General features: G+C 68.2%; 15 protein-coding genes. 7 read left to right on the top strand and 8 right to left on the bottom strand.

All coding sequences use genetic code 11. The annotated features are described in order from the left end of the window. Window positions 1-204 precede the first annotated feature (204 nt). The 7 genes from AZKH_RS19405 to AZKH_RS19375 all read left to right on the top strand — a co-directional run bounded on the left by AZKH_RS19405 (window position 205) and on the right by AZKH_RS19375 (window position 4,773). Window positions 205-876: a heavy metal response regulator transcription factor gene (locus AZKH_RS19405; protein ID WP_041656411.1), complete on the top strand. Its 672-nt coding sequence runs from the start codon at window positions 205-207 to the stop codon at window positions 874-876. Further along, window positions 876-2,363 (top strand): heavy metal sensor histidine kinase, encoded by a 1,488-nt coding sequence (locus AZKH_RS19400; protein ID WP_015437500.1) that lies wholly within the window; start codon window positions 876-878, stop codon window positions 2,361-2,363. Before AZKH_RS19405 ends, AZKH_RS19400 begins: the two co-directional genes overlap by 1 nt. Next, window positions 2,360-2,821 (top strand): DUF411 domain-containing protein, encoded by a 462-nt coding sequence (locus AZKH_RS19395; RefSeq protein WP_015437499.1) that lies wholly within the window; start codon window positions 2,360-2,362, stop codon window positions 2,819-2,821. Before AZKH_RS19400 ends, AZKH_RS19395 begins: the two co-directional genes overlap by 4 nt. Window positions 2,822-2,855: 34 nt before the next feature. Next, window positions 2,856-3,188, top strand: coding sequence for a hypothetical protein (locus AZKH_RS19390; RefSeq protein WP_015437498.1), 333 nt, complete (start codon window positions 2,856-2,858; stop codon window positions 3,186-3,188). Window positions 3,189-3,195: 7 nt separating this feature from the next. Further along, the gene (locus AZKH_RS19385; protein ID WP_231874432.1) at window positions 3,196-3,630 is read left to right on the top strand and encodes a cytochrome c; all 435 of its coding nucleotides are present in this window, start codon (window positions 3,196-3,198) and stop codon (window positions 3,628-3,630) included. Between the two features lie 115 nt (window positions 3,631-3,745). Beyond that, on the top strand, window positions 3,746-4,450 hold the full coding sequence (locus AZKH_RS19380; RefSeq protein WP_015437496.1) for an AzlC family ABC transporter permease: 705 nt from the start codon (window positions 3,746-3,748) through the stop codon (window positions 4,448-4,450). Continuing rightward, complete coding sequence (locus AZKH_RS19375) at window positions 4,447-4,773, top strand: AzlD domain-containing protein (RefSeq protein ID WP_015437495.1); 327 nt, start codon at window positions 4,447-4,449, stop codon at window positions 4,771-4,773. Before AZKH_RS19380 ends, AZKH_RS19375 begins: the two co-directional genes overlap by 4 nt. Window positions 4,774-4,782: 9 nt before the next feature. On the opposite strand, the gene AZKH_RS19370 is transcribed toward AZKH_RS19375, so the two are convergent. From AZKH_RS19370 to AZKH_RS19335, 8 genes are all read right to left on the bottom strand, one after another. After that, window positions 4,783-5,694, bottom strand: coding sequence for a bestrophin family ion channel (locus AZKH_RS19370; protein WP_041657601.1), 912 nt, complete (start codon window positions 5,692-5,694; stop codon window positions 4,783-4,785). Window positions 5,695-5,818: 124 nt separating this feature from the next. After that, complete coding sequence (locus AZKH_RS19365) at window positions 5,819-6,280, bottom strand: rhodanese-like domain-containing protein (RefSeq protein WP_015437493.1); 462 nt, start codon at window positions 6,278-6,280, stop codon at window positions 5,819-5,821. Window positions 6,281-6,387: 107 nt separating this feature from the next. Then, window positions 6,388-7,035: a PepSY-associated TM helix domain-containing protein gene (locus AZKH_RS19360; protein ID WP_015437492.1), complete on the bottom strand. Its 648-nt coding sequence runs from the start codon at window positions 7,033-7,035 to the stop codon at window positions 6,388-6,390. Between the two features lie 7 nt (window positions 7,036-7,042). Next, on the bottom strand, window positions 7,043-9,169 hold the full coding sequence (locus AZKH_RS19355) for a TonB-dependent siderophore receptor (RefSeq protein WP_015437491.1): 2,127 nt from the start codon (window positions 9,167-9,169) through the stop codon (window positions 7,043-7,045). Between the two features lie 154 nt (window positions 9,170-9,323). Then, window positions 9,324-9,893, bottom strand: a complete 570-nt coding sequence (locus AZKH_RS19350) for an NTP transferase domain-containing protein (RefSeq protein ID WP_051071792.1) — start codon at window positions 9,891-9,893, stop codon at window positions 9,324-9,326. Further along, entirely contained in the window at window positions 9,890-10,912 is a 1,023-nt protein-coding gene (locus AZKH_RS19345) for an XdhC family protein (RefSeq protein WP_015437489.1), read from the bottom strand. The genes AZKH_RS19350 and AZKH_RS19345 overlap by 4 nt, the downstream gene beginning before the upstream one ends. A gap of 11 nt (window positions 10,913-10,923) precedes the next feature. Beyond that, window positions 10,924-13,137, bottom strand: coding sequence for a xanthine dehydrogenase family protein molybdopterin-binding subunit (locus AZKH_RS19340; RefSeq protein WP_015437488.1), 2,214 nt, complete (start codon window positions 13,135-13,137; stop codon window positions 10,924-10,926). Next, window positions 13,134-13,607: a (2Fe-2S)-binding protein gene (locus tag AZKH_RS19335; RefSeq protein ID WP_015437487.1), complete on the bottom strand. Its 474-nt coding sequence runs from the start codon at window positions 13,605-13,607 to the stop codon at window positions 13,134-13,136. Before AZKH_RS19335 ends, AZKH_RS19340 begins: the two co-directional genes overlap by 4 nt. Between the last annotated feature and the right edge of the window lie 89 nt (window positions 13,608-13,696).

Below are 13,696 nucleotides of genomic sequence, written 5' to 3'. Positions count from 1 at the left end.
GTCGTGGCCTCTGGGCTTGTGTCGGGGCAGCCGGCGTTGCCGTATCGACGCGAGAACCGCCCCTGTGGCTGGTTCTGTTTGGCATGATGCGGCGAGGCGGCGGACGGCAAGCTGACACGTCGATTACATCTTTGTAATCTTTGGCCGGCTCGCCCGACGACAGGCACAATGCCCCGCATGGACCGTTGGTATCAGGGAACGGAAATGAAGATACTGATCGTCGAAGATGAACTCAAGACGGGCGACTATCTCCGCCAGGGGTTGGTCGAGGCGGGCTTCGTCTGCGATCTGGTGCGCGACGGCATGGACGGCGTGCATTACGCGCTGACCGGCGAGTACGACCTGATGATCCTCGACGTGATGCTGCCCGGGCTCGACGGCTGGAGCGTGCTGCAGACGGTCCGGCGTGCCGGACGCGAGTTCCCGGTGCTGTTCCTGACGGCGCGCGACCAGGTCGAGGACCGCGTGCGCGGGCTGGAGCTCGGTGCGGACGATTATCTCGTCAAGCCTTTTGCGTTCTCCGAACTGCTCGCCCGCGTGCGAACGCTCCTGCGCCGTGGCAAGTCGAAGGAGCCGGAGGTGCTACGCGTGGCGGACCTGGAGCTCGACCTGCTGCGCCGGCGCGTGACGCGGGCTGGCCAGCGCATCGATCTCACTGCGAAGGAATTCGGCCTGCTCGAGTTGCTGTTGCGACGCCAGGGCGAGGTGCTGCCGCGCTCGCTGATCGCCTCGCAGGTGTGGGACATGAATTTCGACAGCGACACCAATGTCATCGAAGTGGCCGTGCGCCGCCTGCGCGCGAAGGTCGATGAGCCGTTCGAACCCAAGCTCATCCATACGGTGCGCGGCATGGGTTACGTGCTCGAGGCGCAGTGATGCCGCGCCTGTCGCTCACGCTGCGCTTGACCCTGCTGTTCGGCAGCGTGTGCGCAGCGGTGCTGCTCGGGCTCGGGGCCTTCATCTCGTTGGCGGTCGAGCGCCATTTTGAGGAAGGCGACCTGGTCGAACTGCACGGCAAGCTCGAACTCGTGCGCTCGGTGCTCGCGCAGGTGCGCGGCGAGGATGATTTCGCCGGCGTCGCACAGCAACTCGATACCGCACTCGTCGGGCATCACAGCCTTTCGATCGCGGTGGTGCGCGACGGCGGCGAGATCCTGTTCGCATCCTCGGGTGGCGGCTTCCCGGCCCAACTCGTCCGCGAGGTATCGAAGGCGCAGGCCTATCCGGGGCCGCACGTGTGGGAGCAGGACGGACACGTCTATCGCGGCATCGTCGCGGCTGCACCCACTGGCGTCGCCGGCGCGCCGGACGTGCGGGTCGTCGTGTCGATGGACATCGAGCACCACCGTGCCTTCATGCGCGAGTTCACGCGCTCGCTATGGCTCGCGGTGGCGCTGGCGATCGTCGCGACGAGCGCGCTGGGGGCTGCTGCGGCACGGGGCGGGCTTGCACCGCTGCGCAAGATGGCGGCGGTGGCGGGACGGATCTCGGCGAGCCGGCTGCACGAGCGCATCGCGGTGGAGGCGCTGCCCGGGGAGTTGAGGGCGTTGGGAGCGGAATTCAACGCGATGATGGCGCGCCTCGAAGAAGGCTTTCGTCGCCTGTCCGAGTTTTCGTCGGACATCGCGCACGAATTGCGCACCCCCGTCAGCAACCTGATGACGCAGACCCAGGTCGCGCTCGGCCGCGTACGCAGCGCCGACGAGTATCGCGAGGTGCTGTTGTCGAACCTCGAGGAATACGAGCGCCTCGCGCGCATGGTGGCCGACATGCTGTTCCTCGCTCAGGCGGACAACGGATTGCTGCCGCGCCCGGCCGAGACGCTGTCGCTCGCCGACGAGGCGCATGCGCTGGTCGATTTCTACGAGGCGCTGGCCGAGGAGAAGGGCGTACGGCTGATGGTGACGGGCGATGCGCGCGTGCCGGGCGACCGTCTGATGCTCCGCCGCGCGATCTCGAACCTGTTGTCGAACGCGCTGCGTCACACGGCGGCCGGGGCGGCCGTGACGATCGCGATCGACATCGTCGATGACGGCATGGCGCGGCTGGCCGTCGCTAATCCCGGCGACACGATCCCGGCGGAGCATCTGTCGCGGCTCTTCGAGCGCTTTCACCGCGTCGATCCGTCGCGCACACGCCAGGGCGACGGCGCCGGACTCGGGCTCGCCATCACGCGCTCGATCGTCGAGGCCCACGGCGGTCGCGTCGTGGTCGCCTCGATGCAAGGGCTCACCACTTTCAGCCTGTACCTGCCGCTTGCGGCCCCGGGTGCTGGCGAGGGCCGTACGAGTGCCGAAGCGGGGAAGTCTTCCGCGGCGGCGCGGCCCCATGTGATCGATCTGCATCATTCGGAGGAATCGTGAATACACGGAAGAAACGCGCCGGCCGTTTGCCGGCGATCCTGGCGGCGTCTGCGGCGGCGCTGATCGCTGTCGCTGCGTACGCCGCCGGGGAAGAGGTGGTCGTGTACAAGGACCCGGACTGCGGCTGCTGCGGCGCCTGGGCCGAGCACATGCGGGCGGCGGGTTTTCGCGTGAAGGAGATTGCGAGCGAGGAGATGGCCGTCGTCAAGCGTGCCGCGGGGGTGCCGAGGACGCTCGGCTCCTGCCATACGGCGCACGTTGGCGGATACGTGGTCGAAGGTCATGTGCCGGCTGCCGATGTCAAACGCCTGCTGGCGGAAAAGCCCAAGGTCGCCGGCATCGCGGCGCCCGGCATGCCGATGGGGTCGCCCGGAATGGAAGGCCCTTACCCTGCGGACCATTACAATGTTGTAAGCTTCGGGGCTGACGGAAAGACCCAGATATTCGCAAAGCACTGACGGAAAGGGCCGCGGGCCCTCGTGGGAGAAGATCATGAACAAGAAGCTGATTGCCACCATGACGGCGGCGTTCCTCCTGTCGTCGAGCACCATCGTCTCGGCCCAGCAGACCGAACCGGTGACGGGCGAACGCGGCTCGGACATGGCTGCCGATCTGCTGATCGTGCGTCCGATCGGCATCATCGGTAGCGTCTTCGGCGCGGCCGGCTTCATCATCTCGCTGCCCTTCACGATTCCCAGCGGTACGGTCGGCGAGGCAGGGCGCGCGATGGTCGTGAATCCGCTCGAATACACGTTCTATCGACCGTTGGGCGACTTCTATCACTGCGGCCGCGATCGCCACGTCTGCGGTGGCGGCGGCAACTGACGCTCTGGTGCGATGGCAGCGCGCGCTCACGTGCGCGCTGCTGCTGGCGGGCTGCGCGCCCGGTGGCAGCATCGATCCGGGGGACGCGAAGCAGGTCGCCCGCGGCGAAGCGGTCTACCGCGAGCACTGCGCGAGCTGTCATGGCGCGCGGCTCGAGGGACAGCCGGACTGGCGCCAGCGGCGTCCCAACGGACGTCTTCCGGCTCCTCCGCATGACGCCTCCGGCCACACTTGGCATCACCCCAATGAACTGCTGATCAATATCGTCCGCCAGGGCATGGTCCCGCCGTGGGCGCCGGCCGGCTACGACAGCGACATGCCGGCCTTCGGCGGGCACCTGTCCGACGCCGATATCCTGGCGGTGCTGGCCTACATCCAGAGCACCTGGCCGCCCGAGGTGCGCGAGCAGCGCGCGCGGATGTTGCAGCAGGGGCGCCCCTGAAGACCGTCCGCCTGGATATGCGGAATTTCCCCCGCTGCATCGGTCACTCCCCGCTGGTATGCTTGATCACTTTTACGGCTTCGGCCGGAAAGGGTCAATGAGGCCAATGAGGTCGATGAACGAATCCTTCAAGCGGGGCGCCCGCGAGGGCTTCAAGCTGATGCTGCCGATGTCGGTCGGCCTCGTGCCGTGGGCGATCGTCACCGGCGTGGCGATGCGCTCGATCGGCCTGTCGGCCGTCGAGTCGATGGGTATGAACCTGATCGTCTATGCCGGTACGGCCCAGCTCGGCACGCTGCCGCTGATCGCCGCTGGCGCGCCCTTGTGGCTGATCTTCGTGACGGCGCTGGTGCTGAATCTGCGTTTCATCATCTTCAGCGCGGCGATTGCGCCGGCTTTTCACGGGCAGGGATGGGCGCGGCGCATCGCGTCGAGCTACCTGCTCGTCGACGGCATCTTCATCCTCTGCTCCGAAAGGCTCTTCCGTTCCGACGATCCGCACTGGCGCTGGGGTTTCTACGTCGTGCCGGCGATTTGGTGCTGGCTCGTGTGGCAGACCGGCGCGTTGGTGGGCGTACTGGGAGCAGGGGCGATTCCGAAGGACTGGTCGCTCGAATTCATGACGACCATCGCGCTGATGGTGATGCTCGCGCCGATGGCGAAGGAGCGCACGATGCTGGTCGCGGCCGCCGCCGGGGGGCTCGGGGCCGTCGCCTTGCGCGGGCTGCCGCTCAAGCTTGGGGTGATCGCGGGCATCGCGGTCGGCATCGCGGCCGGCTTTGCCGCCGAGCACTGGAGCGGCAAGCGGGGGCGGTCATGATCGAAGGCGTATGGCTGTGGATCACCCTGGCCTTGATTGCGTCGACCACCCTCATCACGCGCGGCAGTTTCCTGCTGCTGGGCGAGGGCGCGCGTCTGCCGTCCGCCCTGCAGCGTGCGCTCCGCTATGCGCCTGCGGCGGCGCTCTCCGCGCTGATCGTGCCGGACATGCTGCTCGCCGGCGGAGCGCTCGACCCGATCAATCCCAAGCTCGCGGCCGGCGTGGCCGCATTCGTCGCGACGACGCGCTCGCGCAATCCCTGGCTGCCCTTCATTGTCGGGATGGGCTTGTTGCTGCTGATGCGTAAGGGGCTGGGCTGGTAGCTCCGCGGATCAGGTCAGCACGAAATTCTCGTCAGGCTGCGGGGCGGGCGGCGGCGTTTCGCCGAGCATTTCGCGCAGGCTCGCGTCGATCCCCGCGACCATCGCATCGAGTGCGAGGTCGTTGGGCATCGTGCCGAAGGGGTCTTCGATCTCGTCGCTCAGGGCTTCGAGCGCGAAGAAGGTGTAGGAGATGAAGGCGACGATCAGCGGCGTCATCACGCCGATCGTGTCGATCAGCCCGAAAGGCAGCAGCATGCAGTAGAGGTAGGCGCTGCGATGCAGGATCACCGAGTAGGTGAAGGGCATCGGCGTGCCGGCGATGCGCTCACAGCCGCCGAGCGCGCCGGAGAGCACGTTGAGCGATTCCTCGATCTGCTGCCCCGCCATGCCGTCGATGCGGCCGGCCTGGCGCCAGCGGTGCACCTGTTCGCCCAGCCACAGCAGGACCAGGGAGGGGGCGAAGCGTGCGTCGCGCAGGCGCTCGATCAGCGCGTCGGGGAGCAAGCCGGCGAGTCCATCGTCGCGCGCCTGGCCGCGTAGCTGGTTGCGCATCGACGTCGCGAAGCCCGTCAGGCCCAGGATGAAAGGCCGTGCCTGCTCGCGGGTGTCGGGGAGGGTCAGCACCTGGCGGGCGAGGTTGCGTGCTTCGACGAGAACCGTGCCCCACAGCCGGCGCGCTTCCCAGTAGCGCTCGTAGCTGACGTTGATGCGAAAGCCGAGGAAGATCGCGAGCGCGACGCCCATCAGCGAAAACGGGGCGGACGTGAGCGTGACTTTCCAGTGGAAGAGCTGTCCGTGGAAAGCGACGACGGCGCTGGACAGCAGCAGGATGAAGAGCTGTTGTTGCAGGATGCGGACGAGGAGCGAACCGCGACGGGCGAAAAGCAGGCGGATCCAGTGTGGGCGGGGGCGGACGATCACGGCGGAGACGGGTTTGGCCGCAGTGCGGCGGGGAATTTCATTGTCGCAGGTCCCGCCCGCGTGTTGCAGCTTCTTTGCTGCATTGCAGCGTAAATGCCACAGTCCGCCCAAGGCGGCCATGCCGTCAGCAGCTCTTGCAGGCTTCCACGGGCAGGCCGCGCGCGATCCAGCCCGGGCCGCTGGTGCTGCCGCTCATACCTTCGCGCACGTTGTAGACGCGACTGAAACCGAGGGCGCCGAGAATCCGCTGCGCTTGCCCGCTGCGGTTGCCGGTGCGGCAGACGAGCGCGATCGGCGCATTGCGGTTGCCGCCGACGCGCTTGAGCACCTCGCGTGCAAAGCCCTCAGGGCCTTCGGGATGATAGAGGTTGATGCGCGTGGCGTTGGGCGCGACGCCGGTCTCGCGCCATTCCTCAGGCGTGCGCACGTCGATGAGCGTGACCTCGCCGGCCTTGGCGCGAGCGCCGGCCTCGGCCGGGGTCAGTTCCAAGACGGCCTCCTGTGCGAGTGCGGGAAGCGGAAGCAGCAGCACAGCGGCTGCACACAGGAAGCTGCGGCGGGTCGGAAGGGGAACGGCGGACGACATGACGGACTCCGGTCGGACGAGGTCGGCGACTGGTCGAATGACCCTTCGCCTGCCAGGGAGTTCGTTATTTTAGCACGTGCTTACATTCCGTAAGGATTATTACAAGGTCATCCAGCGAGCCACGCCAAGCCGCCCGCGAGCATCAATCCGCCGCTGGCGATCATCGCGAGCTGGCGCCGCGAACCATGCAGCCGTCCCCACAGCCAGAAGCCGGACAGTCCGAGCAAAGCGAGGCCCAGCGCCGCGGCATCCGCCAACAGCACCCACGCCGGACCGGTACCGGTCGACATGTGCAGGCGCGCGAGATAGAGCCACAGGTTGGGCTGGGTGCGCTTCACTTCGACCTGGCGGCTGCCTTTCCAGTATTCGATCTGGACCGATTCGGACGGCATGTCGGCGCGCAACGTCCAGCGTTCGGGCTGGACGATCCGGGCCTCGCTCCAGGCGACCGCGCGGGCCGGATCGACCTTCGGCTTGAACGCAGCGGAATCGAGGCCAAGCCTAGGCGCGAGCGCGACGGCAAGCGCCTTCGGGTCGGCCGGCGTTGCCTCGACGGGCAGCAGCTGGACCACCTCCTTGCGGTCGAGCGCCGCGATCTTCATGACCGCCCGGTGGTTGAGCAGGAAGCCGGTGATAGCGAAGAGCAGCAGCATCGCGGAGACGGCCAGGCCGAACCAGGCGTGGATGCGGCGCAGCCATTTCTGCGAGTTGCCGCGCGGGCTCGCGGGACGGGGATGGAGGCGGGGATGGAGCATTGGGGGCTCAGAAACGGTAACTGGCGGTCGCCTGCAGCGTGCGCGGCGCGCCCGGCTGGTTCAGGCCGTTGGCGCTGCCGTGCGCGCTCGCCCAGTACTCGCGGTCGAAGACGTTCTTCAGGTTGAACGCGAGGTCGTAGGTCTTGCTGCGGTAGAGCAGGGCCGCGTCGAACACCGCGAAGCCGGGCAGGCGTACGAGGTTGTCGGGCGAGGCGTACTGATGGGCCTGCGCATGCACACCGCCGCCGAGGCTCCAGCCACTGCCCAGTTCGCGCGTGACCCACAGCGAGCCGCTGTGGCGCGGCGTCAATGCCGCTTCCTTGCCTTCAAATGGCACGGTGACGCGAGTTGTGCCGAAGTTCGCGCCGCCGGTGGCGGTCGATTTGACGATCTCGGTGTCGAGGTAGGCGTAGCCGGCGGAGATCTGCCAACCCGCGGCGGGGCGTCCGGTGAGCGACAGTTCCAGGCCGTCGGTGCGCTGTTCGCCGGCGTTGACGGTGAGGCGCGTCACCGGGTCGGTGATCTTCATGTCGGTGCGCACGAGGCGGAAGATCGAGGCGCCGGCCGACAGCGCGCCGCCGAGGAAGTCCCACTTCGCGCCGATCTCGTGGTTGGTCGTGATCTCGGGGTCGGCGTGGACGTTGCTCGCGGAGAGCTGGAATTGCTCGCCCGAAGGCTGGAAGGAGCGCGACACCGAGGCGTAGTAGGACTGGTTCGCGTCCGGCTGCCACACGAGGCCCGCGCGCGGGCTCCATTCGCGGTCGGTGCGTTCGAAGTCGGGCTTGCCGGGTTCAGTCGTCTGCTGGCGGTAGTTGTCGTAGCGGATGCCGACGAGCGCCTTCCAGTGTTCGCCGAGGGCGATCTGGTCCTGTACGTAAAGCGACGTGTTTTCGAGCGTCGTGACGTTGTCGATGGTGCGCGAGTTGGGTGCCGCCGTCGAGTAGGGCGGGATTGCGCCGCCAGGGTTGAAGAGCGGCACGCGGTCGATGCCGACCCAGTTGTCGATGTCGAGCGACTTGTCCTGGCTGCCGACTTCGATGCCGTAGAGCAGGCTGTGCTTCATGCCGGCGAGCGTTGCCTGCTGCGTCAGTTCGAGTTGATCGAACCAGCCCTGCTCGTCGCGCATCACGTGGCCGTGCGTGCGCTGCATCATGAGCTGGCCGTTCTGCAGCGTGTAGGCGCTGCCAGTGCGGTAGAGCGTGTTCTCGCGATCGAGCTTGAAGTCGTAGTAGCGCAGCACATTGCGCAGCGACCAGTCGGCGTTGATGCGATGCGAGAGCGTCGCGGTCGCGGTGTTCATCGTCGCGGTCGTCATGTCGTCGCGTTCGGCGTCGCCCGAGCCGTAGTAGGTCTCGCGATCGACGTCGAGCGGACGGCCGTTGTTGTCCGGGATGCCGAAATCGGTAGGGCGGCGGTCGCGGTTGTGGCTGAGCTGCAGCAGCAGGCTCGTGTCCTCGCCGAGCTTGAGGTCGAGCGACGGGGCGAAGGCTTCGCGCTTGAGGAAGGATTCGTCGCGGAAACCCGTCGAATCCTCGAAGGCGCCGGTTAGGCGGAAGCTATGGCCGCCTGTGCCGAGCGCGCCGGCAGCGTCGAAGCTGATGCGCTTCTCGCCTTCGGTGTCGAGCTGCACGGTGACTTCGCGGATCGCCTGCGTCGTGGGGAGCTTGCTCACGCGGTTGATGATGCCGCCCGAGGAGCCGCGCCCGTACAGTACTGCCGCAGGCCCCTTGAGGACCTCGATGCGATCGACGTTCGACAGGTCGCGGAAATACAGCGCGTCGTCGCGTACGCCGTCGAGGAAGTTGTCGCCGATCGCGGTGAAGCCGCGGATCGCGAACTGGTCGCGCTGGCCGTCGCCCATGTTCAGCGTGACGCCCGGCACGTTCTGCATCGCCTCGGCGAGCGAGCGCACGCCTTGGTCGGCGATCAGCTCGGGGCCGACGACGTTGACGGTTTGCGGGATGTCGCGCAGCGGTGCGGTGCCCTTGGTCGCCGTGGATGACACCAGCGGGTTGTAGGACGGCGTGGCATTGGCCTCTTCGGCCGTGACGGTGACGGGGGGCAGGGTCGCTTGGGCGAAGGCGAGCGCAGGCAGCGCAGCCGCAATCGCCGCACTGAGGGTGCGAAGACGCATTGGAACTCCGGTCGGAATCGTTGCTGGCTGGCGATCCGGCCGGAGCGGCGGAGTGGCTGGCTAAGGGATGAGAGGATTGTATCGTGTTGTGTAAATACGAATCAATCGCAATTGTGATCGATGTCGCGGAATCGCAACAGGGGCGTTCCCCCGCTCAGCGGGCGAGGTCGGCCGGTGTGTCGACGTCGCGCAGCACGCCGCGCTCCTCGGTCGCGATCAAGCGGATCGAAGAGTCCCGGAGCAGTTCCCGCGCGCCAGCGTCCCCCGTCAACGTCGCGAGGCGCGTTCCCCAGGCGCTGCCGAAGCCGACCGGGTGACCGCGCCGTCCGTCGCAGACCGGCGCGACGATGCGTTCCGGTGCATCGATGCCGTCCGCGACCGCGCGGATCATTGCCGGCGGTAGCCATGGCATGTCGGCGAGCGCGACGACCCAGCCGGAGGCCGACGGGCTCGCCCCGACCGCATGGGCGAGCGCGCTGCCCATCCCCTGTTCGGCCTCGGTGCTTTCGAGCACTTCGCAGCCGGCTTCGACGAGCCAGCGTACGCGTTCCGGGCTGCCGGGGCGGACGACGGCGAGGCTTCCGGGCAGTGCGGCGCACAAGGCGGTGGCGCTGTGCCACAACACGGGGCGGCCGTCGGACAGCGGTTCGAGGAGCTTGTCGCGTTGCCCGGCGGTGTCGAAGCGCCGGCCGTAGCCGGCGGCAAGCAGGATGCCGCGGATCATCGGGTCGCGCACGCCGATAGCGTGTTGGCGGCGATGTCGAGCGCATCCTTCGCGGCTTCGACGTTCAGCACCCGCTCGGGCGCGACGCCGTTCTTGACCGCGACGAGTTCGGCCGCGACCGACACCGCGATCTCGCCCGGCGTGCGGCTGCCGATATAGAGGCCGGCGGGGCCGCGCAGCGCCGCGAGCTGTTCGGCGCTGAGGTCGAATTCCCGGAGCCGTTCGCGCCGCGCCGCATTGTTGCGCCGCGAACCGAGCGCGGCGACATAGAAGGCCGGCGAGCGCAGCGCCTCCATCAGCGCGAGGTCGTCGAGCTTCGGGTCATGCGTCAGTGCGACGACTGCGGTGCGCGCGTCCGGCCGCATTGCAGTGACGACGTCGTCCGGCATCTCACGCGTCAGCGTCGTGCCGGGGACGTTCCACTCCTCGCTCCATTCCTCGCGCGGATCGCAAACCGTGACCGCGAAATCCAGCCCCAGCGCGATGCGCGAAAGGCTCGCCGAGAGCTGGCCGGCGCCGATCAGCAGCAGGCGGTAGCGCGGGCCGAAGACGCTCGTCAGCGTCTCGCCGTCGAAGGCCGTGCCTTGTTCGGGATGCGCTGCGCTGAGCGTACTTCGGCCGCTCGCGAGGTCGAGACGGCGCTCGACCAACTCGCCCGCCGCGAGGCGCCCGAGCAGGGCGTCGAGCGGTGCCGCGTCATGCAACGGTTCGATCACGAGTTCCATCGTGCCGCCGCAGGGCAGGCCAAAGCGGCGCGCCTCCTCGGCATCGACGCCGTAGCTGACGTGCTGCGGGCGTGCCGGCATGCCCTCGCGCTGCAGCCGCCAGATCAGGTCGTCCTCGATGCAGCCGCCGGAGACCGACCCGACCGCGCGCCCGTCGTCGCGCAGCGCGAGGAGCGCCCCCGGCGGGCGCGGGGACGAACCCCAGGTCCGCACGACGGTCGCGAGCATCACCGCGCGGCCGGCGGCGAGCCAGTCACGTGCCCGGGTCAGGACTTCGAGGTCGAGGCTGTCCATCGCCGTCTCCTTCAGGCTTTGAGCTGATCGCCGATCGGCAAGGTGCGGATGCGCTTGCCGGTAGCAGCAAATAGCGCGTTCGCGAGCGCCGGCGCGAGTGGCGGCACGCCGGGCTCGCCGACGCCGGTCGGTTTCTCGGCCGAAGGCACGATATGCACTTCGATCCTCGGCATCTGGTCGATGCGCAGCACCTGGTAGTCGTGGAAGTTCGACTGCTCCACCTGGCCGTCCTTCAGCGTGATCGCGCCGGAGAGCGCCGCCGCGAGGCCGAAGCCGATGCCGCCTTCCATCTGCGCGCGGATCACGTCCGGATTGACCGCGATGCCGCAATCGACTGCGCACACGACGCGATCGACCTTGAACTGGCCGTCCGGCATCACCGTCACGTCGACGACCTGAGCGACGTAGGTGTGGAAGGACTCATGCACCGCCACACCCCGGCCGCGCTTGCCGGTCTTCGCCGCGGCGAGCGGCTTGCCCCAGTCTGCCTTGTCCGCGGCAAGTTTGAGCACGCCGGCGTGGCGCGGATGCCCGGCGAGGAGGCCGAGACGGTAGCCGACGGGATCCTTGCCGGCCGCCGTCGCGAGTTCGTCGAGGAAGACTTCCGTCGCGTAGGCCGTATGCGTCGAACCCACCGAGCGCCACCATTGGACCGGCACCTTCACATCGCCGTTCGTCGTGTGCAGTTCGACCTGCAGGTTCGGAATCGCATAGGGCAGGGTTGCCGCCCCTTCGACCGAGGTCGCGTCGACGCCGTCCTTGACCATCATCGACTCGAAAGCCGTGCCGGCGAGGATGGACTGGCCGACGATGCGCTCCGACCACGCGAGCGGCTTGCCCTGGGCGTCGAGCGCGGCCTGCAGGCGGTGCAGGTAGATGGGGCGGTAGTAGCCGGCGCGCATGTCGTCTTCGCGCGACCACACGAGTTTTACGGGCGCGCGGCCGCCGATCGCCTTGACGATGTGCGCGGTTTCGACGAGATAGTCCGAATGCGGGTTCGCGCGCCGCCCGAAGCTGCCGCCGGCGAAGAGCATGTTGAGCTTCACCTGCTCGGGCTTGAGGCCGAGGATGCCTGCGACGGTCATCTGGTCGACGGTCTGGAACTGCTCGCCGTTCCACACTTCGCAGCCGTTCGCGTCGAGGCGCATCACGCAGTTGAGCGGCTCCATCGCGGCGTGCGCGAGATAGGGGAAGGCGTATTCCGCGTCGATCACCTTCGCGGCCTTGCCCAGCGCGGCCGCGGCGTCGCCGTCCTTGCGCGCGACGGCGCCGGGTGTTGCCGCGCGCTTGCGGTAGTCGGCGAGGATGGCGTCCGAGCTGCCGCGGTAGGCGGCGGATTCGTCCCATTCGACCTTCAGCGCGTCGCGACCTTTCTTCGCGGTCCAGTAGTCGCGTGCGAGCACCGCGACGCCGGTCGGGATACGCACGACGTCCGCGACGCCGGGAACCGAGCGCGCGCCACCGTCATCCACGCTCTTCACGGTCGCCCCGAAGCGCGGCGGATGGGCGACGACCGCGACGAGCATGCCCGGCAGCTTCACGTCCTGCGTGAATTGCGCCCGCCCGGTCGTCTTGGCGACGCTGTCCTTGCGCGGCACGTGGCGGCCGATCAGCGTGAAATCCTTCGGATCCTTCAGCTTCACCTGCTGCGGCACCTGCAGCAGCGAGGCCGCTTCGGCCAGCTCGCCGAAGCGGGCCTTGCGGCCGCTCCTGGCGTGACTGACGACGCCCGCCTTGACGCTGATTTCGTCCGCCGGCACCCGCCAGCGCTCGGCGGCGGCCTGCACGAGCATCGCCCTGGCGGTCGCTCCCGCCTGGCGCAACTGCTCGAAGGAGTTGGCGATCGCGGTGCTGCCGCCCGTGCCCTGCGCGTTGCCCCAGAAGAGGTTGTTGTAGCGCGCCGCATCGGCCGGCGATCCCTTTGTGACGACCTGCGACCAGTCCGCGTCGAGCTCCTCGGCGACCAGCGTCGCGAGCCCGGTGTAGGTGCCCTGGCCCATCTCGAGGTGTTTGGCGACGACGGTCACGGTGTTGTCCGGCGCGATGCGGACGAAGGCGTTCGGGGCGAATTCGGCTGCGCTCGCGGCGGCGCCGCCCACGGCGCTCGGACCGTCCGCGCCCGGCAGGACCGCCCCCCGGGCGCCCGGCAGGACGACAGCCAGCGTCAGGCCGGCGCCCGCCTTCAGGAAGTCGCGGCGGGAGGTGTTCTCGATCCGGGTGCTCATGCTGCGCTCCTCGTCGCGAGCGTCTTCGCGGCTTCGTGGATGGCGGCGCGGATGCGCACGTAGGTGGCGCAGCGGCAGATGTTGCCGCGCATCGCCGCGTCGATGTCGACGTCGGTCGGTTTCGGATTCGACGCGAGGAGCGCCGTTGCCGACATGATCTGCCCCGACTGGCAGTAGCCGCACTGCACGACGTCGAGCTTCTGCCACGCCGCCTGCACCGCGGCGCCGATGCGGGCGTTGCCGACACCTTCGATCGTCGTCACGCGCTTGCCCGCGACCGCGGACACGGGCGTGGAGCAGGAACGGATCGGCTGGCCGTCGAGATGCACGGTACAGGCGCCGCATTGCGCCATGCCGCAGCCGAACTTCGTGCCGGTCATGTCGAGGCCGTCGCGCAGCACCCACAGCAGCGGGGTGTCGTCGGGCATATCGGTGCTTACCGGTTTGCCGTTGAGGGTGAAACGGGTCATCGGTCGTCTCCGCGAAAGAATGAGGACGGCCGACGGCGGGGGCGCGGCCGGCTGTTGGATCTTCACAGCTTAGACGCTGAATCTTTTAA

It is taken from the genome of Azoarcus sp. KH32C, from assembly GCF_000349945.1.
In the GTDB taxonomy this organism is placed as follows: Bacteria; Pseudomonadota; Gammaproteobacteria; order Burkholderiales; family Rhodocyclaceae; genus Aromatoleum.
Note: the sequence above shows the minus strand (reverse complement) of the source record. Positions and strands in the feature narration are given on the sequence as shown.